Here is a 25,961-nt window from a genome sequence, read left to right as displayed (position 1 = left end):
CCCCGGCGCCCTCCGCCCCACTCGGCGGATCATCGGTGTGACCGGCATCACCAGAATTCGTGCGTGCACTTTCGGTGTCCACTGCGACTGACTCTATACACGGGCCGCAACCGTGGTGGCGCTCTTGCAGATGGGGCGACACACACCGATCGGGTGGGCGGCCCACGGAGAACGAAGGAGTTCGCATGTCCGATACGACGACCCGTCAGCAGACCCCCGCCGATCCGGCGACCGTCCAGAGCGGAGCAGGCACGAGTCTCGCGCTCGCCAAGAACGAATCGGCACTGGTCGGGGACCGTGGCAAGACCTCGATCTCCGACGTCGTGGTCGCCAAGATCGCAGGCATCGCGACCCGCGAGATCGATGGTGTGTACGACGTCGGTGGCGTCACCGAACGTGTCGTCGGCAAGGTTCGCGATGTCCTTCCCGGCACCACCACCAGCACCACTCAGGGGATCACCGTCGAGGTCGGTGAGCGTCAGGCAGCGGTCGACGTGTCCATCGTCGCCGACTACGGCGTCGCCATCCATCAACTGGCCGCTGCGATCCGGCGCAACGTCATCGCCGCCATCGAACAGATGACCGGTCTCGAGGTGACCGAGGTCAACGTCGCGGTCCACGACATCCACTTCGGCGACGACGACGCCCCGTCCGACGAGACACCGCGCGTCCAGTGACCACCGACGACGGCACGCCGACCGTCCGACAGATCGCGGATGCCGTCGCCGAGGTGCCCGGGGTGACCGGACTCTACGGCGGCGTCTTCGGGGAGATCGCCACCTACCTGCCGGGCGGGCGGATCAGCGGGATCGTGCTCGCCGACGACTCCTTCGACATCCACATCGTCGTGGACGTGGCGTATGACATCCGTGACGTCGCCGGCGAGGTCCGAGACGTCGCCCAGCGGCTGACCGGGCTGCCGGCCACGGTCACCGTCGAGGACATCGCCGTCGGACCCGAGTCACGCGGGACCGGTGCCTCCGACGGCCCCCGGCCACGCACCTCGGATGCGAGTCCGGCCGGCGCCGGCGAGAACTCACGGAAGACAAGGGAAACGACATGGTGAACAACGCGACGATCGGCCTGCTCGCCGGTCTCCTCCTGGCGCTCGCCGCCACCACCGGGGGATTCGGCGGTTTCGTCCTCGCCCTCGTTCTCGGAGCGGTAGGACTCGCGATCGGTCTCCAACGCGACGGGGCTGTCGATCTCGGTGCACTGCTCCGGAGCCGGAACCGTGGCTGAGACGGCCACCGCCCCCGACAAGGCCCCGGCAGGGCCGGCCGACGCCGCGATGGCGGCCCGGGAGAGGGATGATCCGAGGGCGTCGGATCGCGGCACGCTGACGATCGCCGACCGGGTCGGGGAGAAGATCGCCGTTCGTGCCGCTCTCGACGTCGACGGCGTCGTCCGACATCAGACGGCGCTCGGTTCGATGCTGTCGGGATCGACACCAGGACGTGCTGTCGCCGGTGGTGATCATCCCCAGGCCACCGTCGACATGTCGTCGGCCGCGCCGTGGGTGCAGATGACGATCGCGGTGTCCTGGCCGTGCCGGCTCACCGAGGTGTGCTGGGACGTGCGGATCGCCGTCACCCGAGAACTCGCACGGCTCACCGGAATCCGTCCGTCGCGTGTCGACGTGACCGTTGCCGCGGTGCTCACCGCGGCCGACCAGGCCGCCGGCTCCGGTGTGCCCGCCGGATTCGTCGAGCTCCCGCCGCCGGCGCCCGAGACCGCCGGTGACGCCGACGACACCCGGGAGGAGCGACGATGACGACCACCGCCAAGACGACCACCGCGAAGACGACCACCGCCAAGACGACCACCGCCAAGACCGCGGACACCCACGACGCCAAGGTCTTCACTCCCGCAGCGAATCCTGCCGCGGCTGTCGTCGGAGTGCTGATCGGAGTGGCCCTGTTCGGTCTCGCCGCCATCGCGATCCGTGATCTGCTCATCGAACTCGAATGGTTGTCGGGTGCCGAATGGTCGCGCACCGCCGCCGACTGGCTCGTCGGAATCCGATGGTGGGACTGGATGTGGCCGGTCGCGATCGCGCTCATCATCTCCGGACTCGGACTGCTGTGGCTCGCGGTCCGACCCCGCAGACGAACCCATCTGAGTCTGGCCGGCTACGAGGTGATGTGGACCCGACGGGGCGACATCGCGCGACGCTGCAGTGCCGGCGTCTCCACGCTGTCCGGGGTTCGACACGCCACCACCGTGGTCGGCCGACGAACCGTGACGGTCACCGTCACCACCAGGGAGGCAGTCGATCGAGCATCGGTGGAGTCCGAGATCGACCGTGTCGTCGGAGAGGTGCTGTCGTCGATCGACGCACCGCTGCGGGCACGAGTGAAGATCGTCCGCGACCGAAATGGTGATCGCTCATGAACCGCGGCCCGGCAGCCTGGCATCGCATCACCGTCGGACTCATCGGATTCCTGCTCCTGCTCGTGGGCACGGCCGCGGTGCTCTGGCGCACCGACGTCGCGCCGGTCCACGAATGGGTGAACCGGATCGACCAGGGATGGGCGGCACGGACGGCCGATACCGCCTGGTGGCCGGTCCTGCTCGGAGCCGTCGTGGTCGTCGCGATGATCTGGGGATGGCGACTGATCGCGACGACGATCCGGCCCGGCAAGGTCGACGACCTGCTGCTCGACGGCTCCGATCTCAGCGGAACCCTCACGGTGGCACCCAAATTGATCGCCTCGGCGGTCGGGGAGGACCTCGCGCGGGCGCCCGCCCTCGACCGTGTGGTGGCCCGCGCCACCGACGACCGTGGCCGCAAGATCATCCGGCTGACCGTCACCGCCCAGCCGTCCCACGGTTACGCGGAGATCGCCTCTGTGGTGGGTGACGCCGTGGAGGACATCCGGGAGGCCGTCGACGGCGCCGACATCCACGTACAGGCATTCGTCCACCTGCAGAACCGGACGGGCTGATCGAGGAGGCAGTGGGCGGTGCGCGGTGCGCTACCGTGCTCGTATGACGCGGATGGAACCGGCCGACGCGCGTACATACTGGATGTCAGGGGCGATCCCGAACGACCAGTTCTTGCTGTATTGCTTTGCTGATCGCCATATCTCGATCGACGATCGGGCCGACGACCTCTATCGGCGCGCGACGCGGGTGCCCGATCTGATGGTTCGCGTGATGGACATACCGGCGAATCTCGACCATCCGCGGTGGATCCGTCGCCCTGTCGGTGCAGATCAGTTCGTCCTCCACCGATCGGTGGCGACGTGGCGGGAGTGTCTCGAACGCGTCGCCGCACTCACCGCCGACCAGCTCGAACCGACGTGTGAGACATGGCGCCTCCATCTGTTTCCGGCGCTGCCCGACACACCGAGGGGCGTGGGAGTCGTGGTGGTGCTGCAGATCTGTCATGCACTCGGCGACGGACGGCGGGCGGCGGCGATCGCGCGCGAGTTGTTCCGCAGTCCGAGGGTTGCTCACGCGTCCGAGATCAGACGCGACACGCACTTCGACAGCGGAGGCGAGGTCTGCGGCGGCCCGGCGATCGACGGTCGCGCCCTGGTGGTCGCGGCGGCGGGCGCGGCCACCCTGCCGCTACGGATCGGCGCCATGCTGTGGCACGGACTCGGTGCCTATCGCACGGTGCGCGCCCGACCTCCCACGGAGGGAACGGGTTACGCCGTCACCGAGCTCAACCGCGCGCCGGGGACCGGGCGAATGCTGCGGGTCCTGATCCGGGACCGCGCCGATTTCCCCGCGGCGCACACGGTGACCGTCGGTGCATTGACCGCGATCTCGGTCGCGCTGGACGCGGAGCTCGACGCGCACGACCACCCACTGGGAGCCGAGGTGACCATGGGCCGGCAGCGGCCGTCCCGGTCACGCAACAACTTCCGGAATGCCGGCATCGATCTCCACACCGAGATCGACGATCTCGATGCCCGCGCCTGTGCCATCGCGGTCGATCTCGACCGCGCCCGACGTGCCGACGACGAACCCGCCCGTCTCGCCGAGCGTCGTGCCACCGATGCGGTCCCCGCGCCGTTGGCACACTGGGGCGCACGGCTTTTCGATCCCCACCGCCGGCCCGACCGCGTCACCGGCGTCACCGTGGTCTCGTCGGTGCACCGCGGCGCGGCCGATCTCGACCTCGACGGTGGCCCGGTCCTGTTCACCACCGGATTCCCGGCGCTGTCACCGGCGCAGGGCCTCACCCACGGCATACACGGGATCGGCACGACCATCGCCCTATCGGTCACGACGGCTCCGTCCATCCTGACCGACGTCGACCGGTACGTCGCTCGTCTCGAGTCGGCGATCGACGCCGTCGCGGCGGCGTGTGCTCAGGAGTCGTCGGGATCGCCCGGGCGTGGATAGCCGTTGCGCTCGGACCCGTCGGTGATCGACGGCGTGCCCGAGGACCCGGAAGAACTGTTGCGCGCGCCCCGGGTCAGGCGTTTCGGCAAACGCTCGGCCAGCCCGCCGAGCGGGGCGACGGTCTGGTTCAGCAGGTCGACGGTCTCGGCGAGCTCGTGCACGGTGTCCTGCATCGCGAGCAGATTGGGGGCGAGCTGACCGATCACCTCGGTGAGCTCGGTGATCCGATCCAGCGGGCCGTCGGGGGCGATCGCCCGCTCGACCGCGCCGTTCTCGCCGATGAGCTGATCCAGCAGACCCCCGTCCTCGGCCATCCGGTCGAGCACACCGCCGGGCACGGTCACCTTCTCCAGCACCCCGTCGGGCGAGGTGAGCTTGTCGACGATGCCGCCCTCGGAGGTCAGGCGCTCGAGGATGCCCTCGTTCTCGGTGAACTGGTCGACGACCCCACCGGGACGCGTGAGTCGGTCGAGCGGGCCGTCCTTGGCCGTGAGGCGCACGAGAATGCCGTCCTCCTCGGTCATCTGATCGAGTAGGCCATTCGACGCCGTCAGTTTCTCCAGCAACCCACCGGGCGCGGTGAGGCGATCGATCACCCCGTCGGGATTGAGGAGTCGTTCCAGCGGGCCGCCCTGCGCGACGATGCGGCCGAAGGGGCGATCGGGACCGAGGAGTTCGGCAAGCTGGCTCAGCAGCGCGAGTGGGGTCCGGGCGCTGCTGAGTTCGTCGCCGGACAGACCGAGCGCGTGGTTGACCTCGCTCTGGACGCTGGTCGCGGTGAGCCGAGCGATGGTGACCGCCGATTCGGCAGCGGTCAGCACCACCCCGGTGACCGCGAACCCGAGCCGGAAGGGGAGCTCGACGACGCTGCGCGCGTCGACGTTGTTCGAGTCCATGACCTTGACATTAGGTGATGTCAGGATCGAGGGGGAGTGGCACGCCCGATTCGGTGGACAGAGGTGGGCGTCAGCCCTGCTTCGCGGCCGCTTTCGCGGCCTTCTTGAACTCTCGCACCTTCTGCAGCGATTCCGGGTCGATCACGTCGGCGACCGACCGGTAGCCGACCTTGCCGTAGTCGCCGACGACCTTGGTCCAGCCGGGGGGTTTGATGCCGAGCTGCTTGGCCACCAGCGCCGTGAAGATCTTGGCCTTCTGGTCCCCGAAACCCGGCAGCGCCCGCACACGGGCGAACAGGTCGGCGCCGGAGCTCGCCCCGGTCCAGATGCGCTCGGCATCGCCGTCGTAATCGTCGACGACGACCTGGGCGAGGGCCTGTACGCGGCCTGCCATCGACCGTCCGTACCGGTGGATCGCGGGCGGGGTCGCGCACAGGTCGGCGAAGGCCTCCGGTTCCGCCGCCGCGATCGCCGCCGGATCCATCGTCCCGAACCGATCCCGTATCTTGGCCGGTCCCGCGAACGCGCGCTCCATCGGGAACTGCTGATCCAGCAGCATGCCCGTCAGCAACGCGAACGCGTCGGTGGAGAGCAGCTCGTCTGCGGCCGGGTCCTGGGCAATCTGGAGATTCGCCATGGGGTCATCCTAGAACCCCTAGAATCGCGCCATGGGGAACCGACGGTGGGGACGGCCGGGATGCCGGCGGCAGGCGTTGCGCGGGCGGATTCGGGGGCGGGTGTTCGTCGGCCTGGCCCTGGCGGCGATGACCGTGCCCGCCGTGATGGTCGGCGCCGGCCCGGCCGATGCCGTACCGGAGTACACCGATCCGAACCTCGCCACCACCCTGCGCTGCGACACCCCGAACCCATGGGGAGGCCCTCGGATACCGATCCACGTCGACGTCTTCAACCAGATCCCCTTCCCCGCCGACGGATTGCCGGGGCCGGCGATCTCGCTCATCGGATCGAGCCGCGCGCAGCCGTCCCCACTCCTCGACTACACCGTCGAGACCCGGGTGACCTGGCGGAATCTCGCCACCGGGCGGACCGGAACGGTCACCGTGCCGAGTCGCGCCCGGGTCATCACCTGGCAGGCGGATCTGCATCCGGGCCGGGGACCTGTCGCGTTCACGATCCGACAAAAAGTCGGGCTGATGGCGTTCGTCCCCATGGTGGCCGCGCAGAACTCGACCTGTTCGGGCCGCGCAACGGCCTGACGTCGCGGCCGGTTCGCGGGGCGACCTCGGCCTCGAGTCCGATGTCGAATCGTGACGTCGAAACTCCTCGCAGAAGCACGGCGGAACATCACATTTCGGCCCCGGCGAGTAGCCTGAGAGCCGATACTGACGCGAGCGGGTTCTCCTACCCGCTGACTCGACGATGAGGACGTGCCATGTCGGAAGCGCACCAGAGCGAGATCGCTGAGCAACACACAGCCAAGGTCATCGGTGTCACCGTCGCCGCTGCGGTCGGCGGCTTCCTGTTCGGCTTCGACAGTTCCGTGGTGAACGGCGCCGTCGACTCGATCCAGGACACCTTCGGGCTGGCCGAGCTGTTCACCGGATTCGCCGTCGCCATCGCCCTGTTGGGCTGCGCGCTCGGCGCATGGTTCGCGGGCCGCCTCGCCGACGTCTGGGGCCGCAAGCGGGTGATGCTGCTGGGCTCAGCTCTTTTCGTCATCTCCGCGATCGGGACCGCGTACACGCAGACGGTCTGGGACCTGCTCCTCTGGCGCGTCCTCGGCGGTATCGGCATCGGTATCGCGTCGGTGATCGCACCTGCCTACATCTCCGAGATCGCGCCCGCGAGATATCGCGGTGCGTTGGCATCGATGCAGCAGCTGGCGATCACGCTCGGCATCTTCGCGGCCCTGTTGTCGGACACGTTGCTGCAGGACGCCGCGAACGGCCCCGAGAACGAACTGTGGTGGGGTCTGGAGGCCTGGCGCTGGATGTTCCTCGTGGGCGTCGTGCCCGCCATCGTGTACGGCGTGCTCGCCCTGATGATCCCGGAGTCGCCGCGATATCTGGTGGGTCGCAATCGCGACGAGGAAGCGGCTCGAATCCTGCAGGAGGTGACCGGCGAGGCGCATCCGCTCGAGCGGGTCAAGGAGATCCGACTCACCGTCAAACGTGAGGCACGCACCTCGTTGAAGGACATCCGTGGACCGTCGTTCGGCCTGCACCCGCTCGTCTGGGTTGGCATCTGGCTGGCCATCTTCCAGCAGTTCGTCGGCATCAATGCGATCTTCTACTACTCGACGACCCTGTGGAAGTCGGTCGGTTTCGACACCGATCAGGCGTTCACCACCTCTGTGATCACCTCGGCGATCAACGTCGGAATGACCTTCGTGGCGATCCTCTTCGTCGATCGGATCGGCCGGCGCAAACTGCTGCTGATCGGTTCGGTGGGCATGTTCGTCGGACTCGTGATGGCGTGTGTGGCGTTCACACAGGCGATCACGACCGTCGTCGACGATGTGGCCGAGGTGTCGCTACCCGATCCGTGGGGTGTCGTCGCGCTCATCGGCGCGAACATGTTCGTGGTCTTCTTCGCCGCCACCTGGGGTCCGGTCATGTGGGTCATGCTCGGCGAGATGTTCCCGAACCGGATCCGCGGTGTCGCGCTCGGCGTGTGCACGGCGGCGAACTGGTTGGCCAACTTCACGATCTCGATGCTCTTCCCGGAGATGAGCAAGGTTCTCGGACTCGGCTGGATCTACGGGTTCTTCGCGTTCTGTGCCGCGGCATCGTTCTTCTACGTCCGCGCCAAGGTCGAGGAGACCAAGGGCATGGAGCTCGAGGACATGGACGCTGCGGCCGCGACCCGTCTGTCCCAGTTCGAGGCGATGAGGTCGGCGAAGGACCCGCACTGACGGGCGCCGTGCCGATTCAGTTCGGATCTGCCAGCCCGGTGACCAGCAACCACTGAGCGGCGAAATAGCTTGCGAGAACCCAGGCCTCGGCAACGCCGGCCAGCCGGGGATCACGGATCAGGTGTCGCCGGTTGATGATCGTGAGATCCGACGCCAGGAACAACCATCCGCCGCGGCGCATCCGCGGCTGGGCAGTCGGCATGGCATCGGCGGTCGCCGACATCAGGCCCAGCGCGTTCCCGTAGGTGCCCAACACCGGGAGCAGACGTGGACGATGCGTGGCCAGTACGGTCGCCGACTCCGCGAGGATCAGTGTCCGGACGGCCATCCCGGATGTCGTCGGCCGCGCTCCCCGACGCACCATCGCGCCGGTCAGACACAGCTGGGCACCGGCGAACAGCGACGCGCCGATCTGCAACCGTCGATCCTTGCCCGGGCCGTCCGGCGCGAACTCCTCGAGGAGCATCGCTCTGTCACCGGCTGCGGAGAACGCCACCGCCCCCGCCAGGAGGGCATTGTCCAGCGGCCGGCGTGACCGGAAGCCCCGCGCGGTCTCGACCGCCAGCACGAGCAGCGGAAGCGGTTTGGTCGCGGCGGCGAGACCTCGCCGATGCCGTGCACCGGTCACGGTGGCGGCGGCGGCCGCAGCGGCGTAGGCGATACCGGCCACCGAGCGGGCGCTGAGGGGACTCCTCGGGCCCCGGTGTCGGATCGAGCGACTCACCGACTCGCCAGCCGGGAGACGAACCAGCGGATGTCGTTGTCGGACAGGGCGTCGGACTGCTGATCGTTCACCGCCAGATAGGTACGGGCGCTGACCCGCCGATCGGCGGTCCGGGCGTCGTTGAGATAGCGCAGTGACAGGGGCACGACGACATTCTGGTCGAACAGACTCTGGGTCATCATCACCGGGCGGGTGAAGCCCCGCAGCGGGATCATGTGCGAGCTCGACACGGCATCGATGAGTGCCGTGTTGCCCGACAGGGGAGAGCTGAACAGCGGTCCCATCGGTGTACCGGCGACCGCGTCCGTGAGATCGTCGACGCAGAGTCGTGCCGCCCGGTTCATCCAGGTGATCCCGGTGTCGCTGAGGAACGAGTCGAGCTTCACCTCGGGTCGCGCGTTCCGGATCGCGCTGAGCGTGAACAGGATGTCGGCGGCGACACCCGCCGGCATCGAACCGCTCGAGGGGCCGAGACCGCCGATGAGCGTGTCGAATTCGACCGGGATCGACGACACGGCCGACCCGCGGTAGTCGAGCGTCGGGCCCTGCATGCGCGTGCCCTGGCGGGCGAGGTCGATTGCGGCGGCGGCGCCCCGGCCCTCGCCGACCACCACCCATCGACGTGCGAGGTTGTCGGCCACATCGTGGCCGGCTCGGACGGCGTCGACGATGTTGCGCGCCGTGGTGTCGGTGTCGAAGTACTCGGGTGTGCCCTGGGTGCCCAGGCCCGCATAGTCGGGGATGACGACCGCGTAACCGCGGTCGAGCCACCGCGAGACCTCGTCCCGGTCACCGGAGGTCGGCACCGCGGACGGTGCACATCCGTCGGCGATGCCGCGGCTGCCGTGAGCCCACGCCACGACAGGCCAACCGCCCTTGGGAGCAGCACCGGGCGGAAGTTGGACCGCCGCGGTCGACAGGCGACGTTGGCGATCGATGCCGGTGGTCCAATACGTGAAGGCGCTCCCGGAACCGGCATGGGCGGCAAGACGATTCTTCGGTAGATCACGATTGGTGAACACGGTGCCGGCGGGTGCACCGCCGGCGGGCGCCGGCGGCGCCGCGTCGGCGACACCGGCAACGGCGCCGGTCATCACGAGGGACAAGGCGATCGGCAGGACCGACCGGACCGCGAACCGGCGTCCGGAGCGTCGGCGCGACTGTGGCGAGGGCATGATGTGTGGTTTTCGGGTCGAGGTGTGGCGGCGTGACGTCGGGGCCTAGGCCTCGACGATGCCGATCGCGGGGAGGAAGTAGCAGGTACGGGCGCCGTTCTGGGCCGTGCCGTAGACCGCGGACAAGATGGTGCCCTTACCCGTCTGCACGGGCGCGAGCCGCACGCCGGACAGCAGGGGCAGCGCCTTGAGGAGTGGGCTGTTCGAGATGGGCTGCAGATCGGCGAAGCCGCCCTTGAGGGTTCCGACGTTGAACCAGGCGACCTGCATCTTCCCGTTGGTGACGCCGTCCGCGGTGGCCGGGACGAACGCGTAGGCGGTCTGACCGTCCTCCACGAGGTTCAGCTTGGGCAGTGTGACGCCGAGCAACTGCTGCAGCGGCGCCAGCGGCTCCTGCGCCAGGGGCCACGGCCCGGCGACGGCACCCGCGCCTGCGGTCACCAGCCCGAGCGGGTTGTCGGCGGTGGGATCGGTGCAGAACGGGGCGGCCGACGGGCTCAGCGGCTGCACGCCCAGGGCTTTCAGGATCGCCAGCGGATCGGTCTGGGCGACCGGGACCGCGCGACTGGTCGCCGCTGCTGCCGGGATGAGGCGCGTGCGGGCCGCCACCTGATCCGAGGACAGCTGTCCCACGCTCGTCATGACGGCCTGTGCGGCCTCGAGGGCCATCCGGTCGACGCCGGCGTCCTTCAGCATCCGGACCGCGGCGGCCAGCTCGGCGTCGTAGGGGATCTCGGGGATCGACAGCGAGTTCGGCGGGACGAGGGGGGCGGCCGGCGCCATGGCCGGTGCACCGAGCGCCGCGGCCGTCACGGTCGCGAGACCGACGACACCCGCGCGGGTACGGAACGAGAGTCGGCGGAACGAGAGGCGGGTGTGTGCACGCTGCGAGCTGGCGGACATGGGTTCTCCTTCATCGACCGGGCCCAGACCCGGACGGCCCTCCTCTGTTACGGATGTGACAGAAGTTGTTCAAGTTACAAGAGAGCATGAAGTGTACGCGGAACTCAAGTCGCGAAGCCGAGCTGTGACATCGCCGCGATCAGGCGGCGACCGCGGGTCGGCGAGAAACGTCGTTCCTGGTCAGCGACGAGTGACGCCGGTCACCAGACGGTGGCGGGACGGTCACCGAAACGCCCACACCCCCGGGGCGCTGAGCGACCCGGGGGTGTGGAGGCGGTAGTGCAGTCGGCGACTCAGATGATGCCGATGCCGATCGTCGGCACGATGCCGCAGGAGTTGATCTTGCCCTTGTTCTTGGTGGTGACATCGCCGTAGATGGTGGAGATGACGCGTCCCTTGCCGGTCTTCGCGATCCCGGTGAAGGTGCCGGGACCATCGGTGGCGTTGATCTTCGCGTTGCGCTTGAGCTGAACCTGGCCCGATCGGCCGTTGTCGATGTTGAGCCAGGTCACCCAGAGCTTGCGTTGGGGATTGTTGATCGCCGGGCCGGTGCCGAGGCTCGTGTAGACGTAACCGGCCTCGCCGCGCTTGGGGCCCGGGGCGGGCGCCTGCTGCGGCCCTGCGGTGAGCAGCGCGCGACCCAGGGAGTTGCCGCCGTTCGGGCTGCCGTTGCCGGGCATGCACCCGAATCCGATGGTCGGGTAGAGGAATTCCTGGATCTTGGGCGCTCCGGGGCCCTTCGGGATCTCCGGATCGCCGGGCTTGCGTTCCGCGGCCTTCTGCTCGCGGACGAGCGCCGCACGCCCGGGTTCGCCGAGGAAGTCGATCACCGACTGCCAGATGGCTTTGGTCTGCGGCGGCAGTCCCGGCGCGGCAGCCAGGCCCTTCGCCTGGTCGAGGAGCTGGCTGTTGATCTTGCCGTCCGGTCCCTTGGTGGCGACCGATCCGATGATCGCCGGAGCGAACGCACCCAGGGAGTCGAGGGTCCGCTGATCGACCTTCGGCTTGGCGGGCGCGGGCGCTGCATCGGCGACGGCCGGTACGGCCAGCGACATCGCCGCGGCGATGCTCATCGCGGCCACGCCGACGCGGCGCACGGTCCGGGTCGCGGGACGGTGGATCCGGCGTGCTGCCGGGCTGGGGCGTGATCGCAGGCTCTGGAGTACAGGCAAACGCACTGTTTCCGGTCCAATCGGTCGTCGGTGTGCGCCGCTGGGGTCACACACTCCGCTGTCAGTGACTCGGACGCCGGATCGACGTCGCGGGTCATTCTATGCACCCGCCGACGACGAGCACTGTCCAGGGAGCCTAACGCGACACTGTGTGACTGCTGTGATTGTTGATTCAATTGTTACTGATGATACGTAACGGTGGGCGGTCGTGCACGATACGGGTACCTGGTTAGATCGAGCCGTGGCCACACGACGCAAGAGAGTGACCCGAGGACTCGGACTGATGCTGGCGGTGGCGTCGCTCGCCACCGTGCTCACGGCCTGCGGAGACGACGCCGAGCCCGGCGCCGAGGTGACGCTGCTCACCCACGAGTCGTTCGCCCTGCCCGACTCGGTGTTCGACACGTTCCGACGCGAGACCGGCCTGACCCTGAAGGTCGTCCGGTCGGGTGATGCCGGACAACTCGCGTCCACGGTGTCGCTGACCCCGGGATCGCCGAAGGCGGATGCGGTGTTCGGGATCGACAACACCTTCGCCTCGCGTCCGATCGAGGCGGGTGCGCTCGAGCCGTACGCGTCGCCGATGGCGGCGAACGGTGCGGCCGAGTTCGCTGTCCCGGGATCGAACAACGAACTGACCGCGGTCGATCGCGGCGACGTCTGCCTCAACGTCGACGACTCCTGGTACTCCGACACCGGGCAGCAGCCGCCCACGAGCCTGCGTGACCTGCGCGACCCGAAGTACGCCGCGCAGGCGGCCCTGCTCGATCCCGGGACGTCCTCGCCCGGGATGGCGTTCCTGCTCACCACCATCGGGCTGTTCCCGAACGGATGGCAGGACTACTGGAAGTCGGTGACAGGTGGGGGTGCCACGGTCGTGTCCGGCTGGGAGATCGCCTACAACCAGCTCTTCAGTGCCGGGGAGGGCAAGGGCGACAAACCGATCGTGCTGTCCTACGCGTCCTCACCTGCGGCGACGGCGGGGACCTCGGCGATCCTCGACAGCTGTTTCCGGCAGGTCGAGTACGTGGGAGTTCTCAAGGGCGCCAAGAACTCCAGCGGGGCGCGCAAGCTCGTCGACTTCATGTTGAGCCCGACCGTGCAGGCCGCCCTGCCGTCGGCGATGTACGTCTACCCCGTACAGAAGGACACACCGCTGCCCGACGGTTGGCAGCAGCGTGCCCCGGTGCCGACCTACACGGTCAGCCTGCCGCCGCAGTACATCGCGCAGAATCGGGAGAGCTGGCTCGAGCAGTGGCGCGAGGCCGTCGGACGGTGACACTCGGCAGGTTGGGGACACTCGCCCTGCGCCTGGTGCCCGCGGCGTTCCTGCTGATCCTCTTCGTCTGGCCGATCGCCGCGCTCATCCGGCGTGCCGTAGACGTCGGGTCGGACGTCGGTGTCGGCACTCTCCTGGACCGGACGCATGCGCTGAACCTGTTGGGATTCACCCTCTTCCAGGCCGCCGCGTCCACTGCGCTGGCGCTGGTCGTCGCCGCGCCGATGGTCTGGCTGATCGCGCGCGTCGACATCCCGGGTTCGTTCCTGCTCACCGTCATCATCACGGTGCCGTTCGTCTTGCCGACCGTGGTCGTCGGTGTCGCTTTCCGTGCCCTGCTCGACGGGCCCCTCGCGTTCGCCGGGATCGGCTCCGGCCTCTGGCCGATCCTGCTGGCGCATGCATTCCTGAACGTCGCGGTGATCGCCCGGATCGTCGGTGCCGCGTGGCGATCGCTGGACCCACGGGTCGCCGAGGCGGCGCAGACATTGGGCGCCGGCCGGATGCGGGCCTTCGTCGGGGTGGTCGCACCGCGGCTGCTCCCCGCCGTCGGTGGGGCCGCGGCTCTGGTGTTCCTGTTCTGCTCCACCAGCTTCGGAGTCATCATCATCCTGGGCAACGGCGAGATCCGCACCCTCGAGACGGAGATCTACACGCAGGCGATCGGGTACTTCCGCATCCCGGACGCGGTGGTCCTGTCCATGGTGCAGATCGTCGTCGTGGTTGCGGCGCTGGTGCTCACACGGCTCTTCGCCGAGCGTGGCGAGGGGGGTGCCGGTGCCCGACCGGCCGAGACGCGATTCCGGCCGCGGGGCCGGCAGTGGCTGCCGGTCGGCGCGGCGGTGATCTGGACGATCACGATTCTCGTCGCCCCACTGGTCGTCCTCCTGGTGCGATCGGTCCGTCCGGGCGCCGGCGGGGACTGGACACTCGACGGCTACCGGTCGCTGGGTGAGTCGGTGAATGGCGTGACACCTCTCGAGACACTGCGGTACTCGCTGGGTACGGCGGCGTTGGCGATGGTGATCGCGCTCGTCGTCGGACTGCTCGCGGCCGTCGCGCTGCACCGGGCGCACGGTGCCTGGTCGGCCGCCGGTAACATCGTGGCCACCATTCCCCTCGGGATCAGCGCCGTCACACTGGGTTTCGGCTATCTGATCGTGCTCGCGGCGATGCCCGCCGACGTCGCCGCGTCGCCCCTGGTGATCCCGTGCGTGCAGGCGCTGATCGCGATCCCGGTCGTGGTGCGGATCGCGGTGCCGGCCCTGCGGTCGATCCCCCCGCGGCTGCGGCAGGCGGCGGCCACCCTCGGGGCCGGCCCGCTCCGGGTCTTCCTGACCATCGACCTACCCCTGATCGGCCGATCTCTCGGTGCGGCAGGCGGATTCGCCTTCGTCATGGCCCTGGGTGAGTTCGGCGCCACGAGCTTCCTGGCCCGGGCCGACACGACCACCCTGCCGGTTCTCATCGGATCGGCGCTCAACCGGCCCGGTGCCGACAATCTGGCGACGGCGATGGCGGCGTCGGTGCTGCTGGTCGCCGTGACGACAGTGGCTGTCGTCCTGGTCGAGGTCCTGCGTCCGCGCACCGGGGCGGTGTTCTAGATGCTCGAGATCGACGGACTGCAGGTCCGGTACGGGTCGACCGTCGTGCTCGAGCAACTCGACTGGACCGTCGGCACCTCGGGATCGGTGGTGACCGCCCTGCTCGGGCCGTCGGGATGTGGGAAGTCGACACTCATCCGCGCCGTCGCCGGTCTCGAGCCGTCGGCGGCGGGCACGATCCGATTCGACGGCGAGGACATCGCGGACGTGCCGACCCATCGACGGGACTTCGGTGTGGTGTTCCAGGACGGTCAGCTGTTCGGTGGTCGGACGGTCGCCGCGAATGTCGCCTACGGCCTGCGGATGCGCCGCTGGTCGCGTGCCGACATCTCCTCGCGGGTCGAGGAGATGCTCGATCTGGTCCGGCTACCCGACCTCGGTCGGCGCCGGGTCGACGAGCTCTCCGGCGGGCAGGCGCAGCGCGTCGCACTCGCACGTGCTCTGGCGCCACGCCCACGACTGCTCCTGCTCGATGAACCGCTGGCCGCGCTGGACCGTCTGCTCCGCGATGCGCTCGCCACGGAGATCGCCGAGATCGTCCGTGCCGCAGACACTCCCACACTGGTGGTCACCCACGATCACACCGAGGCCGCATTGATGGCGGACACCATCTCGGTCATGCGGTCCGGCGACATCGTGCAGACCGCCACGCCCGGGCGGCTCTGGGCCCGACCCGTCGACGAATGGACGGCACGCTTCCTCGGCGTCACCGCCGTGCTGGCCGGCCGGGCGCGCAACTCCCACGTCGACACCGACCTGGGACAGATCGCCATGGATGTGCCGGACGGTGACACCCTGCTCGGCCTGCGTCCCGAGTCGATCCACGCGATCGAACCCCGCAGCGGTCGCGGGAACGGCAGCGACACAGACCGAAGCGGTGAATCGACGGGTACCGGTGTCGTCGGTGTGGTCGCGGCCGTCGCCGACCTCCCCGCCGGCCGGCGGCTCCGGGTCCGCACCGCCGTCGGCGAGTTCGATGCGGTGACGTCGGCGGCGGTCGGCGTCGGCGACGACGTCGCCCTGCGCATCGTCGCCGAGCGGGTCGCGGTGATCGGCGCGTGACCGGGTCGTCGAGCGACGCGAACGCCGACCGTGTCGCCGGCCGTCGTCGAATCGTGGTGGCCGGAGCCGTGATCGACCCCGACCGGCAGACCCTTCTGCTGGCCCGGCGACGATATCCACCGGAGGTGGCCGGCCTGTGGGAACTGCCCGGGGGCAAGGTCGAACCGGGGGAGACCACCGAGGCCGCACTGCGCCGCGAGCTGCGGGAGGAACTCGGCGTCGACGTCAGTGTCGGTGCCGCGCTCGACGAGCGGGTGCCACTGACCGACGATCTCGTCCTCGTCGCCCTCGCCGCCCGGATCGTCGACGGCACACCGCGGCCCGTCGAACACGCGGCGCTGCGCTGGTGTGATGCGGCAGAGCTGCGCGAGCTCGCGGATGCGGGGCTGCTCGTCCCGGCAGACTCCGCCTGGGTCCCTCAGCTCCTGGACATCTTGGCGACGTGAGGCGAACGGCCCGCGCCGCCGCCTCAGGCGGCTCGGGCCTTCTTGAGTGCCTTGCGCAGCTGCTTCTTCGACATCGTGTCGTCGTCGATCTTGCGCATCCGATGGATCACGACCGGGCATCGCACGCACCGTGTCGACTTGCGACAACACTTCTTCTTGGGCTTCAGATCGCATACCGTCGCCGGGTTCACCTTGCCCATGGCGTGAGGTTAGCAGCGCCCCGCCCGAACTCTGATCCCCGCTCATGTCGGCCTGTCGACCACCGATTCCACCCGAATCCGCGACTCGGAGGGTCCCGTGACGGCGGTCTCACCCCGGACTCGGATACCCTTGATCGGGCCGATCTCGGTCTGAGAACCCGATCTGAAAGACGAGTCAGTGAGCGCTGTCCACAATTTCCGCAACGTCGCGATCGTCGCGCACGTCGACCACGGCAAGACCACGCTGGTCGACGCGATGCTGCGTCAGTCCGGTGTATTCGGCGAACGCGCCGAGCTCGTCGACCGCGTGATGGATTCCGGTGACCTCGAGCGCGAGAAGGGGATCACCATCCTCGCGAAGAACACCGCTGTCCATCGCCGGCAGCCCGACGGCACCGAGGTCGTCATCAACGTCATCGACACCCCCGGTCACGCCGATTTCGGTGGCGAGGTCGAGCGCGGGCTGTCGATGGTCGACGGCGTGGTGCTGCTCGTCGACGCCTCCGAAGGCCCGCTGCCGCAGACGCGTTTCGTCATGCGCAAGGCACTGGCCGCCTCGCTGCCGGTGATCCTGGTCGTCAACAAGACCGACCGCCCTGACGCACGTATCCAGGAGGTCGTCGACGAGAGCCAGGATCTGCTGCTCGACCTCGCCTCCGACCTCGACGACGAAGCTGCGGCGGCGGCCGAGCTGGCGCTCGAACTGCCGGTGCTCTATGCGTCCGGACGCGCAGGCATCGCCAGCACCGAGCAGCCCGCCGACGGTCAGGTGCCCGAGGGCGAGAACCTCGACCCCTTCTTCGACGTCCTGCTCGAGCACGTGCCCGCGCCCAAGGGCGATCCCGAGGCGCCGTTGCAGGCCCACGTCACCAACCTCGACGCGTCGGCCTTCCTCGGCCGTCTCGCGCTCGTCCGCATCCACAACGGGACCCTGCGCAAGGGGCAGCAGATCTCGTGGTGCCGTGAGGTGGACGGCGAGCCGGTCGTCGAGAAGGCCAAGATCACCGAGCTGCTGGCCACGATCGGTGTCGACCGTGCGCCCGCCGAGTCGGCAGCGGCGGGCGACATCGTCGCGGTCGCCGGAATGCCGGAGATCATGATCGGCGACACCCTCGCCGACCTCGACGATCCGCAGCCGCTGCCGCGCATCACCGTCGACGAGCCGGCGATCTCGGTGACCATCGGGACCAACTCGTCGCCGCTGGCCGGTCGGGTGTCCGGTCACAAGCTGACCGCCCGCATGGTCAAGTCTCGCCTCGACTCCGAACTCGTCGGCAACGTCTCGCTGCGGGTGCTCGACATCGGCCGCCCCGACGCCTGGGAGGTCCAGGGACGAGGCGAGCTCGCACTCGCCATCCTGGTCGAGCAGATGCGACGTGAGGGCTTCGAACTCACCGTCGGCAAACCGCAGGTCGTCACGCGCAAGGTCGACGGCAAGGTGCAGGAGCCGTTCGAGCACCTGACCGTCGACGTCCCCGAGGAGTACCTCGGCGCGGTGACCCAGCTGCTGGCCGCTCGCAAGGGGCGCATGGAGCAGATGAACAACCACGGCACCGGCTGGGTCCGGATGGAGTTCATCGTGCCCTCGCGCGGACTGATCGGTTTCCGCACGGACTTCCTCACCGAGACCCGCGGTACGGGCATCGCCAACGCGGTGTTCGACGGTTACGACGCATGGGCCGGCGAGATCCGGGCCCGTCACACCGGTTCGCTCGTCAGCGACCGCACGGGCAGCGTCACCCCGTTCGCGATGATCCAGCTCGCCGATCGCGGGACGTTCTTCGTGGAGCCGGGTGCAGACACCTACGAGGGCATGGTCGTCGGGATCAACCCGCGTGCCGAGGACCTCGACATCAACGTGACCCGCGAGAAGAAGCTGACCAACATGCGTCAGTCCTCCGCGGACGTCATGGAGACGCTGGCCAAACCGATGCAACTCGACCTCGAGGGCGCGATGGAGTTCTGCGCCGCCGACGAGTGCGTGGAGGTCACTCCGGAGGTCGTCCGGGTGCGTAAGGTTCACCTCGATGCGTCGACCCGCGCCCGCGAGCGCTCGCGCGCGAAGTCGCGCGATCAGGCGGCCGGATAGAGCGAGGGATCGCGCTCGGCGTCGAGGCCCCGCGCTGTATCCGACGCCGGGCGCACATGACCTTGGGGGTTTGTTGGTGAGTCGTTGGCACACAGAGCGCGCCTCGGCCGCAGTGGTGTCCTCCGTGCGTCGGCACGGCCGATGGGCGGCCCTCGTGGGCGCGGTCCTCGTGCTGGTGTCGGCGTGCTCGGCGAATCCGCCTCCGCCGGTGCGGGAGACGGCTCCGCCCGCGACACCCGCCGAGTATCCGACGGAGAAGACGATCTATGTCGCCACGGACTCCGTCGGCGGCGGGTTCAATCCGCACATCGGTGCGGATCAAAGCGCGGTGACCACGGCCATCGCGGCGATGACCCTGCCGAGTGCGTTCCGTCCGGTGGACACGCCCGCGGGCGTGGTCTGGCAGCGACAGGAAGCGCTGATCACGTCGGCCGAGGTCACCTCTACCCAACCGTTCACGGTCACTTATCAGATCCACACGGACGCACAGTGGTCCGACGGACTGCCGGTGACCGGGGACGACTTCTCGTACCTGTGGCAGCAGATGTCGCGGCAGCCCAACGTCGTGGCACCTGCCGGCTATCGACTCATCGACTCGGTGCAGTCCAAGGCTGGTGGCAAAGAGGTGCAGGTGACGTTCGCCCGGCCGTATCCGGCGTGGCGCGAACTGTTCACCGACCTGCTGCCCAGCCACGTGCTGCGCGGCGCGCCCGCCGGTTTCCAGACCGGCATGGACAGCGGCAAACCGGTGTCGGCGGGACCGTTCTCGGTGGCCTCGATCGACCAGACCCGCGACGAGGTGCGCCTGGTCCGCAACGACCGCTACTGGATGAAGCCGCCGTCGCTGGACCAGGTCGTGCTGCGGCGCGCCGGGACCGCATCCCAGATGGTCGAGTCCGTGCGCTCGGGTGACTCGTCGATCGCCACCGTCGCCACCGGCCGCGCCACCACGGCGGAACTCGCCGCGGTCCCCGGCGTCGACACCCAGCGCAACCCGACGTCGAGGGCGCTGTCGGTCAGCGTCAACGCCCGGACCGCGACGATGCGGTCGCTGCAGGTGCGGCGCGCGGTCCTGTCCATGATCGATCCGAACCTGGTGACCCTGGCCGGCGCCGGCGACGACATCGTGACGCCCTACGCCAACACGGTGTTCGCCCCGACCGATCGCGGGTACACCGCGGTCGACCGTCCCCGGGCCGGTCCCGATGAGGTGACCGCGTTGCTCGCGGACGCGGGATACCAGCGGGTCGAGCCCCGGTCGGAGGTGCCCGACAGCCCGGAACCGGGGTCCTCCGGGTCGTCGGCGCCGTCGTCGAGTGCAGCGCCGAGCGCCGCGCCGGGCGCGGATGCCGGCACCGAGGTGGCCTCGCTACCCGCCGGGATCGCCCCGTACCGCAAGGACGGCGACGACTTGACGGTTCGGGTCGGCGCGATCAGCGGGGACCCGCGGTCGACGTCGGCGGCGTCGAACATCGTCGATCAGTTGCGCGGTCAGGGCGTGCGCGCCGCCGTCGTGGCACTTCCCAACAGCGAGCTGTACGGCGTGGCACTCACCAACGCCCGGGTCGATCTCGTCGTCGGCTGGACCGGGCTCGGCGTCCCGCCCGCGGCGTCGCTCGCGTCGCAGGTGGACTGCGATCAGCCGAAGCCGGGGACGGCACCGTCGTTGTCGACCCCGCCGACACCGACCAGCGTCGCGCCGGGCCAGACCGGTTCCGGCGCCGACGACAGCTACGCCAGCAACATCTCCGGTGTCTGCGATCCGGAGCTGATCGCCCTCGCCAGGGACGCGTTGTCGGCGGCCGACCCGATCCCACCGCTGCAGCAGGCCGAACCGCTGCTCGCCGAGCAGGCGATCTATCAGCCGATCTACCAGGACAGCATGCTGGTCGGGCGTACCGGGGCGGTGCGCAATGTGCCGCTGTCGGGACCCATCCAGGTGGCGATCTTCGGTGACAGCGTGGCCTGGGAGATGCGGTGACCCCCGACGACGTCCCGGCGGGTGAGGGCCGACGGCTGCTCCTGCTGCACGCCCATCCCGACGACGAGTCGATCATGACCGGCGGGACGATCGCGCGGTACCTCGACGAGGGCGTCGACGTCCGCGTGCTGACCTTCACCCTCGGTGAGGAGGGCGAGGTCATCGGAGACGAGTGGGCACAGCTGGCCGCCGACGGTGGTGCCGATCAGCTCGGCGGCTACCGGATCCTCGAACTGTCCCGCGCGCTCGCGGCACTGACACCCGAGAATCGCGAGCCACTCCGACCGCGATTCCTCGGTGGCGCAGGGAGGTGGCGCGACTCCGGCATGGCCGGTTCGGCGTCGGCGGCACACCCGCGCGCACTCGCGATGGCGAGCGTGGACGAGCTCGTCGACACCCTCGTCGCCGAGATCGTCGAGTTCGCGCCGCAGGTGATCGTGACCTACGACGACGCGGGCACCTATGGCCATCCCGACCACATGCTCGTCCACGAGACGACCGTGCATGCCGTGCCGCGCGCTCAGGAACTCCTCGGTCGTCCGTTCAAGGTCTACGAATCGGTGACGGAACGGTCGGCGTTGACCGCCGGCCTCGCCGCAGCCGAACACCTACCGCCCGGCTGGCGGATGCCCGATCCGGGAGAGTTGCCGGGCTACCCCGACGATGCGATCACGACCGAGATCGACGTCGTGGCACAGCGTGGGCGCAAGGCCGCCGCACTGGCCGCCCACGCCACCCAGGTCACCGTCGCCGGGTCCGGCGCACAGTACGCGTTGTCCAACAACATCCTGCAGCCGATCTTCGACCACGAGCACTTCATCCGGATCTCACCGAGCGTCGAGAACGGCACGACCTCTCGGGAGACCGACCTGTTCGACGGGCTGCCCTGATGCGACCACAGGATCGTGTGCTGCTCGGCCTCCTCGTCGTCGACGGGTTCGTCGTCGGGGTGATGTCGGTGGCCTTCGCCTACCTGCGTTTCGGCGGTGTCGCGATCCCGGTGGCCGCTGTCCTCGCCGGTGTCGTCAACTGCGTTCTGCTCTGGCTGGCGGCCGGTTACAGCGACGGACCGGCGCGGTGGTTTCCCCTCCTGGCGTGGCTGCTGGCACTGGTGATCGGCGCGATGCCCGGTCCCGGGGGTGATGTCGAGATCCTGCCGGAGGGGCCGATGCTGCTCCCGAGTCTGGCGCTGCTGGTGATCGGCGCGGGTCTGCCGGGCGTCCTGGCGTGGTCGGGTCGACTGCCCGCCGCCGACGACGACTGAGCGGCGAACTCGCGCCTCAGGTGGCCCCGTCGGCGCACGAACCGGTGCGGTTAGAGTGAGGGGATGGTCCTGCGGGAGTGGGCTCGGGACGCGCACGCCGCGGCGGAGGAAGCCCGGGAAGCGCTGCGTCGTGTCTCCGACGATCCGGCGGCCCTCACCGACGACGAATGGGTCGCCCTGCTCGGGGCGTCCGGCCCCGAACTCGACGCCCTCTGTGCGCTTGCCGACACGGCTCGGCGGAAGGTTGTCGACGCTGATGCGTTGACCTTTGTCGTGAACCGAAATCTCGACACCACCGTCGTCGCGTCCGGACGGGATGACGTCCCGTCCGTCGAGGAGCTGGCCGTCGAGGCGCGCGCGCTCGGCGCCACCGAGATCTGCATGCAGGGGCCGGTGCCCGCCGACGCCCCGCCTGAGGAGTACCTCCGTCTGATCGAGCGGATACACGGCGCCGTACCGGAGTTGCACCTGCACGCGTTCCGGCCCCCGGAGGTCCGCGACGCTGCCGATCGGATGGGCGTGTCGATCGCCGAGTTCCTCGCCAGGGCGCGCGAGGCCGGGCTCGGCTCGGTCCCCGGAACCGCCGCGCAGATCCTCGACGACCAGGTCCGCGGCGCTCTGTCCGGCGGGACCGCACCACCGGTCGGCGACTGGGTCGAGAGCATCGAGGCCGCTCACGACGTCGGCCTGTTCTCCACCGCCACCATGCTCTACGGCCATGTGGAGACCTCGCACCACCAGGTGTCACATCTTCGCCTGCTCACCGAGATCCAGCGCCGTACAGGCGGTTTCAGCGAGTTGATCCTGATGCCGCTGCTGCCCGAGAACGCCGCACCCCATCTCGCCGGTGTCGCGACGAGAGCCGTCTCGGTGCGCGAGACGCGTGCCGTGCATGCGGTTGCGCGACTGATGACAGTGGGCACCATCGATCATCTGCAGGTCGCCTGGACCAAACACGCCCCCGACACCACCGAACTCCTGCTCACCGGAGGCTCCGACGACATCGGCGGTCTGCTGATCGACGGCACGCTGATGCCCGCTGCAGGTCAGGAGGCAGGCCGGGTGCTCGACGTCGACGAACTGATCGCCATCGCCGACCGTGTCGGCCGGACCCCACGGCAACGCACCACCGGCTACGACATCCCACCCGCGGATCGACTCGTCGATCTCGGCGAGGTGCGTTCGTGACCGGCGCCGCAACACCATGCGACGTCGACGTCGCGATCGTCGGAGCCGGCTTCGCGGGGATCGGCATGGCGACCCGATTGGCAAGGCGGGCAACCGAATCCTTTGTCGTCATCGAGCGGGCGGACGGGGTCGGCGGCACGTGGCGCGACAACACCTACCCGGGCATCGCCTGCGACATCCCGGCGCACCTCTATTCGTTCTCGTTCCGTCCGCCGACCGACTGGGCCACACTGTATCCCCGGGGCGCCGACATCCGGCGCTACCTGCAGCAGACCGTCGACGACGAGGGACTCGCCCCGCACATCCGCCTGGGCTGTGCGCTGCTCAATGCCCGGTGGGACACCGATGCCGCACGGTGGGAGCTCGAGACGGGATCGGGCCCGATCCGTGCCAGGGTGCTCGTGATGGCCGTCGGCCGGCTGTCCGAACCGCACGTCCCCGATGTCGAGGGACTCGGATCCTTCAGTGGGGCAGTCGTACACACCGCGGAGTGGCGTGACGACCTCCTCGCGGGCGGTGAGCGGATCGGTGTCGTCGGGACCGGGGCGTCGGCAGTGCAGGTGATCCCGCACCTGGCCGAGACCGCCGAAGAGCTGGTCGTGTTCTCGCGTACTCCGCCGTATGTGGTGCCGCGGGAGGATCGCCGATTCTCCGACGCCGAACGCGCCGAGCTACGGATCCCGGAGAACGCCGACGCGTTGCGGGAGCAGCTGCTCCTCGACGCCGACAAAGCCTTTCGGCAACGCCTCGGTCTGCGGCCCGACATCGACGCCATCCGGGACCGCGCGCTCGGGCACCTGCGCGCGCAGGTCGACGCCCCGGCGCTACGCGAGATGCTCACCCCCGACTACGAGATCGGGTGCAAACGAATCCTGCTCAGCGACGACTTCTACCCGACGCTGACCCGTCCCGACGTCGTGTTCGAGCCCAGCGCACTGGAATCGGTCATCGAATCGAAGGCAAGGGCGACCAGCGGCCGGACCTACGATCTCGATGTCCTGGTGATGGCCACCGGATTCGAGGCGACCCGGCCACCGGCTGCGAGCCGCGTGCAGGGGCGGGGCGGACGGGCACTGTCCGAGCACTGGTCGGACGGGATGGTGTCGTATGCGTCGACGACGGTCAGCGGATTCCCCAACATGTTCGTCCTCGACGGCCCGAACGCGGCACTCGGTCACAACTCTGCGATCTACATGATCGAAACCCAGCTCGACTACGTGCTCGGAGCTCTGGACTTCATGGCGCACAACGGGTCTCGTTCGATCGAGGTGACTGCCGACGCCGAGGAGGCATACACCAGGGAGATCGACGAGCGCAGCGCCTCGACGGTCTGGCTCACCGGGTGTAACAGTTGGTACGTGGACCCCAGAAGTGGACGGCTGACGTTGCTGTGGCCGGGGACGGCGCTCTCGTTCCGCGACCGCAACGGAACCTTCGATCCCCATCCCTATCTCATCGATTCCCGCCCGGTCGACGACGGAGGTGCGTTTGCATGACCGAGACGATGACCATCGACGATGCGCTCGCAGCCGCACGCGCGGGCGACGCCATCGACCTGCCCGTGGCGCGCGCGCTGCTCGCGGCCACCGGCGACGATCTCGTCGAGGTGCAGCGGATCGCCGCCGGCCTGCGTGACGCCGGCCTCGACGAGGTGGGCAGAGCCGGTCAGATCACCTACTCGCGCAAGGTGTTCATCCCGCTCACCAGGCTCTGCCGGGACCGCTGCCACTACTGCACGTTCGTGACGATCCCCGGCAAGCTCGCCCGCGCCGGACACGGGATGTACCTCGACCTCGACGAGGTGGTCGACCTCGCCCGCAACGGCGCCCGGCTCGGATGCAAGGAGGCGCTGTTCACGCTCGGCGACCGCCCGGAGGACCGCTGGCCGCAGGCCGGCGAGTGGCTCGCGGCCCGCGGGTACAGCTCGACCCTCGACTACGTACGTGCCGCCGCGGTCGCGGTCCTCGAGGAGACCGGCCTGCTGCCGCACCTCAACCCTGGCGTGATGAGTGCCGAGGAGATGCGCAGGCTGCGCCCGGTCGCCCCGTCGATGGGCATGATGCTCGAGACCACCTCGCGTCGGCTGTTCACCGAGAAGGGACAGCCGCATTTCGGCAGCCCGGACAAGGACCCGATCGTCCGCCTGCAGGTGCTCGACGATGCCGGGGCCGAACGGATCCCGTTCACGACCGGCATCTTGGTCGGAATCGGTGAATCACTCACCGAGCGGGCCGAATCCCTCCTGGCCATTGCCGATGTGCACCGCACTCACGGACACATCCAGGAGGTCATCGTGCAGAACTTCCGTGCCAAGCCGGACACGGCGATGCGCGGTACCCCGGACGCCGAGATGTCGGAGTTCCTGGCCGCCGTCGCGGTCGCGCGGATCGTGCTCGGCCCGCGGATGCGTGTGCAGGCTCCGCCGAACCTGGTGTCGGGTGAGGAGTGCGCAGCGTTGATCGCGTCCGGTATCGACGACTGGGGCGGTGTCTCGCCACTCACCCCCGACCATGTGAATCCCGAACGGCCGTGGCCCAATCTCGACGTCCTCGCCGAGATCACCGCGGCGTCGGGCCACACGTTGACCGAGCGGATCACCGCTCAGCCGCCGTATGTCCTCGGGGGCGCGGAGTGGATCGATTCCTCGTTGGCCGAGCACGTGAGTGCGGTGTCGGATCCGTCGACCGGACTGGCCGCCGACGTCATCCCGCACGGTCGGCCCTGGCCCGCAGTCGCCTGAGGGC

Annotated in this window: 27 protein-coding genes; 20 read left to right on the top strand and 7 right to left on the bottom strand. The window is 69.1% G+C overall.

The features are described from left to right. Positions 1–185 precede the first annotated feature (185 nt). From EEB19_RS04480 to EEB19_RS04450, 7 genes are read left to right on the top strand one after another with little or no spacing between them, the layout of a single operon-like run. Positions 186–677 (top strand): Asp23/Gls24 family envelope stress response protein, encoded by a 492-nt coding sequence (locus EEB19_RS04480; RefSeq protein WP_187583561.1) that lies wholly within the window; start codon positions 186–188, stop codon positions 675–677. Next, positions 674–1,066, top strand: a complete 393-nt coding sequence (locus tag EEB19_RS04475) for an Asp23/Gls24 family envelope stress response protein (RefSeq protein WP_187583559.1) — start codon at positions 674–676, stop codon at positions 1,064–1,066. Before EEB19_RS04480 ends, EEB19_RS04475 begins: the two co-directional genes overlap by 4 nt. Next, positions 1,060–1,242, top strand: coding sequence for a DUF2273 domain-containing protein (locus EEB19_RS04470; RefSeq protein ID WP_187583557.1), 183 nt, complete (start codon positions 1,060–1,062; stop codon positions 1,240–1,242). The genes EEB19_RS04475 and EEB19_RS04470 overlap by 7 nt, the downstream gene beginning before the upstream one ends. Continuing rightward, positions 1,235–1,774 carry an Asp23/Gls24 family envelope stress response protein gene (locus tag EEB19_RS04465; protein WP_262365428.1) on the top strand — a complete coding sequence of 180 codons (540 nt, stop codon included), beginning with the start codon at positions 1,235–1,237 and terminating at the stop codon, positions 1,772–1,774. The genes EEB19_RS04470 and EEB19_RS04465 overlap by 8 nt, the downstream gene beginning before the upstream one ends. Beyond that, positions 1,771–2,394, top strand: a complete 624-nt coding sequence (locus EEB19_RS04460; RefSeq protein ID WP_187583556.1) for a DUF6286 domain-containing protein — start codon at positions 1,771–1,773, stop codon at positions 2,392–2,394. The genes EEB19_RS04465 and EEB19_RS04460 overlap by 4 nt, the downstream gene beginning before the upstream one ends. Then, positions 2,391–2,948, top strand: coding sequence for a hypothetical protein (locus tag EEB19_RS04455; protein WP_187583554.1), 558 nt, complete (start codon positions 2,391–2,393; stop codon positions 2,946–2,948). Before EEB19_RS04460 ends, EEB19_RS04455 begins: the two co-directional genes overlap by 4 nt. Positions 2,949–2,991: 43 nt before the next feature. Continuing rightward, entirely contained in the window at positions 2,992–4,359 is a 1,368-nt protein-coding gene (locus tag EEB19_RS04450; RefSeq protein ID WP_187583552.1) for a DUF1298 domain-containing protein, read from the top strand. On the opposite strand, the gene EEB19_RS04445 is transcribed toward EEB19_RS04450, so the two are convergent. Together EEB19_RS04445 and EEB19_RS04440 are read right to left on the bottom strand one after the other, a co-directional pair. Further along, the gene (locus EEB19_RS04445; protein WP_187583550.1) at positions 4,326–5,255 is read right to left on the bottom strand and encodes a hypothetical protein; all 930 of its coding nucleotides are present in this window, start codon (positions 5,253–5,255) and stop codon (positions 4,326–4,328) included. The two genes, EEB19_RS04450 and EEB19_RS04445, sit on opposite strands and share 34 nt — an antisense overlap. Before the next feature lie 70 nt (positions 5,256–5,325). Beyond that, the gene (locus EEB19_RS04440; protein ID WP_187583549.1) at positions 5,326–5,892 is read right to left on the bottom strand and encodes an HhH-GPD-type base excision DNA repair protein; all 567 of its coding nucleotides are present in this window, start codon (positions 5,890–5,892) and stop codon (positions 5,326–5,328) included. A 127-nt stretch (positions 5,893–6,019) separates the two neighbouring features. On the opposite strand from EEB19_RS04440, the gene EEB19_RS04435 reads away from it, so the two are divergent. Together EEB19_RS04435 and EEB19_RS04430 are read left to right on the top strand one after the other, a co-directional pair. Beyond that, positions 6,020–6,472 (top strand): hypothetical protein, encoded by a 453-nt coding sequence (locus tag EEB19_RS04435; RefSeq protein WP_187583620.1) that lies wholly within the window; start codon positions 6,020–6,022, stop codon positions 6,470–6,472. Positions 6,473–6,648: 176 nt separating this feature from the next. Then, a complete protein-coding gene (locus EEB19_RS04430) occupies positions 6,649–8,130 on the top strand; it encodes a sugar porter family MFS transporter (protein ID WP_187583548.1) in 1,482 nt (493 codons plus the stop codon). A gap of 16 nt (positions 8,131–8,146) precedes the next feature. Here the strand turns inward: EEB19_RS04430 and EEB19_RS04425 are convergent, their stop codons facing one another. The 4 genes from EEB19_RS04425 to EEB19_RS04410 all read right to left on the bottom strand — a co-directional run bounded on the left by EEB19_RS04425 (position 8,147) and on the right by EEB19_RS04410 (position 12,005). Further along, the gene (locus EEB19_RS04425; protein WP_187583547.1) at positions 8,147–8,800 is read right to left on the bottom strand and encodes a lysoplasmalogenase family protein; all 654 of its coding nucleotides are present in this window, start codon (positions 8,798–8,800) and stop codon (positions 8,147–8,149) included. A 50-nt stretch (positions 8,801–8,850) separates the two neighbouring features. After that, positions 8,851–10,029 (bottom strand): lipase family protein, encoded by a 1,179-nt coding sequence (locus EEB19_RS04420; protein ID WP_187583546.1) that lies wholly within the window; start codon positions 10,027–10,029, stop codon positions 8,851–8,853. A gap of 45 nt (positions 10,030–10,074) precedes the next feature. After that, positions 10,075–10,932 carry a hypothetical protein gene (locus tag EEB19_RS04415; RefSeq protein ID WP_187583545.1) on the bottom strand — a complete coding sequence of 286 codons (858 nt, stop codon included), beginning with the start codon at positions 10,930–10,932 and terminating at the stop codon, positions 10,075–10,077. A 293-nt stretch (positions 10,933–11,225) separates the two neighbouring features. Further along, positions 11,226–12,005 (bottom strand): hypothetical protein, encoded by a 780-nt coding sequence (locus tag EEB19_RS04410; RefSeq protein ID WP_187583544.1) that lies wholly within the window; start codon positions 12,003–12,005, stop codon positions 11,226–11,228. 382 nt (positions 12,006–12,387) lie between these two features. On the opposite strand from EEB19_RS04410, the gene EEB19_RS04405 reads away from it, so the two are divergent. The 4 genes from EEB19_RS04405 to EEB19_RS04390 are packed head-to-tail and all read left to right on the top strand — an operon-like array spanning position 12,388 to position 16,495. Continuing rightward, positions 12,388–13,383 (top strand): thiamine ABC transporter substrate binding subunit, encoded by a 996-nt coding sequence (locus EEB19_RS04405; protein WP_187583618.1) that lies wholly within the window; start codon positions 12,388–12,390, stop codon positions 13,381–13,383. Next, a complete protein-coding gene (locus tag EEB19_RS04400) occupies positions 13,347–14,987 on the top strand; it encodes an iron ABC transporter permease (RefSeq protein ID WP_187583619.1) in 1,641 nt (546 codons plus the stop codon). The genes EEB19_RS04405 and EEB19_RS04400 overlap by 37 nt, the downstream gene beginning before the upstream one ends. After that, positions 14,988–16,049 (top strand): ABC transporter ATP-binding protein, encoded by a 1,062-nt coding sequence (locus EEB19_RS04395; protein ID WP_187583543.1) that lies wholly within the window; start codon positions 14,988–14,990, stop codon positions 16,047–16,049. Continuing rightward, positions 16,046–16,495 carry a (deoxy)nucleoside triphosphate pyrophosphohydrolase gene (locus EEB19_RS04390; protein ID WP_187583541.1) on the top strand — a complete coding sequence of 150 codons (450 nt, stop codon included), beginning with the start codon at positions 16,046–16,048 and terminating at the stop codon, positions 16,493–16,495. The genes EEB19_RS04395 and EEB19_RS04390 overlap by 4 nt, the downstream gene beginning before the upstream one ends. A 23-nt stretch (positions 16,496–16,518) precedes the next feature. Here the strand turns inward: EEB19_RS04390 and EEB19_RS04385 are convergent, their stop codons facing one another. Further along, positions 16,519–16,695 (bottom strand): hypothetical protein, encoded by a 177-nt coding sequence (locus EEB19_RS04385; protein ID WP_187583539.1) that lies wholly within the window; start codon positions 16,693–16,695, stop codon positions 16,519–16,521. Between the two features lie 178 nt (positions 16,696–16,873). On the opposite strand from EEB19_RS04385, the gene typA reads away from it, so the two are divergent. The 7 genes from typA (at position 16,874) to cofG (ending at position 25,957) form a co-directional block, all read left to right on the top strand. Next, positions 16,874–18,784, top strand: a complete 1,911-nt coding sequence (gene typA, locus EEB19_RS04380) for a translational GTPase TypA (protein WP_187583537.1) — start codon at positions 16,874–16,876, stop codon at positions 18,782–18,784. A gap of 124 nt (positions 18,785–18,908) precedes the next feature. Then, the gene (locus EEB19_RS04375; RefSeq protein WP_262365432.1) at positions 18,909–20,765 is read left to right on the top strand and encodes an ABC transporter family substrate-binding protein; all 1,857 of its coding nucleotides are present in this window, start codon (positions 18,909–18,911) and stop codon (positions 20,763–20,765) included. Then, complete coding sequence (mshB, locus tag EEB19_RS04370) at positions 20,762–21,655, top strand: N-acetyl-1-D-myo-inositol-2-amino-2-deoxy-alpha-D-glucopyranoside deacetylase (protein ID WP_262365427.1); 894 nt, start codon at positions 20,762–20,764, stop codon at positions 21,653–21,655. The genes EEB19_RS04375 and mshB overlap by 4 nt, the downstream gene beginning before the upstream one ends. Continuing rightward, a complete protein-coding gene (locus EEB19_RS04365; protein ID WP_187583535.1) occupies positions 21,655–22,029 on the top strand; it encodes a facilitated glucose transporter in 375 nt (124 codons plus the stop codon). The genes mshB and EEB19_RS04365 overlap by 1 nt, the downstream gene beginning before the upstream one ends. Positions 22,030–22,092: 63 nt before the next feature. Then, positions 22,093–23,217 carry an FO synthase gene (locus EEB19_RS04360; protein ID WP_187583533.1) on the top strand — a complete coding sequence of 375 codons (1,125 nt, stop codon included), beginning with the start codon at positions 22,093–22,095 and terminating at the stop codon, positions 23,215–23,217. Then, the gene (locus EEB19_RS04355; RefSeq protein WP_262365426.1) at positions 23,214–24,713 is read left to right on the top strand and encodes an NAD(P)/FAD-dependent oxidoreductase; all 1,500 of its coding nucleotides are present in this window, start codon (positions 23,214–23,216) and stop codon (positions 24,711–24,713) included. Before EEB19_RS04360 ends, EEB19_RS04355 begins: the two co-directional genes overlap by 4 nt. Next, entirely contained in the window at positions 24,710–25,957 is a 1,248-nt protein-coding gene (cofG, locus tag EEB19_RS04350) for a 7,8-didemethyl-8-hydroxy-5-deazariboflavin synthase CofG (RefSeq protein ID WP_187583531.1), read from the top strand. The genes EEB19_RS04355 and cofG overlap by 4 nt, the downstream gene beginning before the upstream one ends. Positions 25,958–25,961: the final 4 nt, after the last annotated feature.

This window comes from Gordonia sp. OPL2 (assembly GCF_003797825.1).
In the GTDB taxonomy this organism is placed as follows: Bacteria; Actinomycetota; Actinomycetes; order Mycobacteriales; family Mycobacteriaceae; genus Gordonia.
The sequence above is the reverse complement of the archived record's forward strand: the minus strand, read 5'-3'. Positions and strand labels throughout refer to the sequence as shown.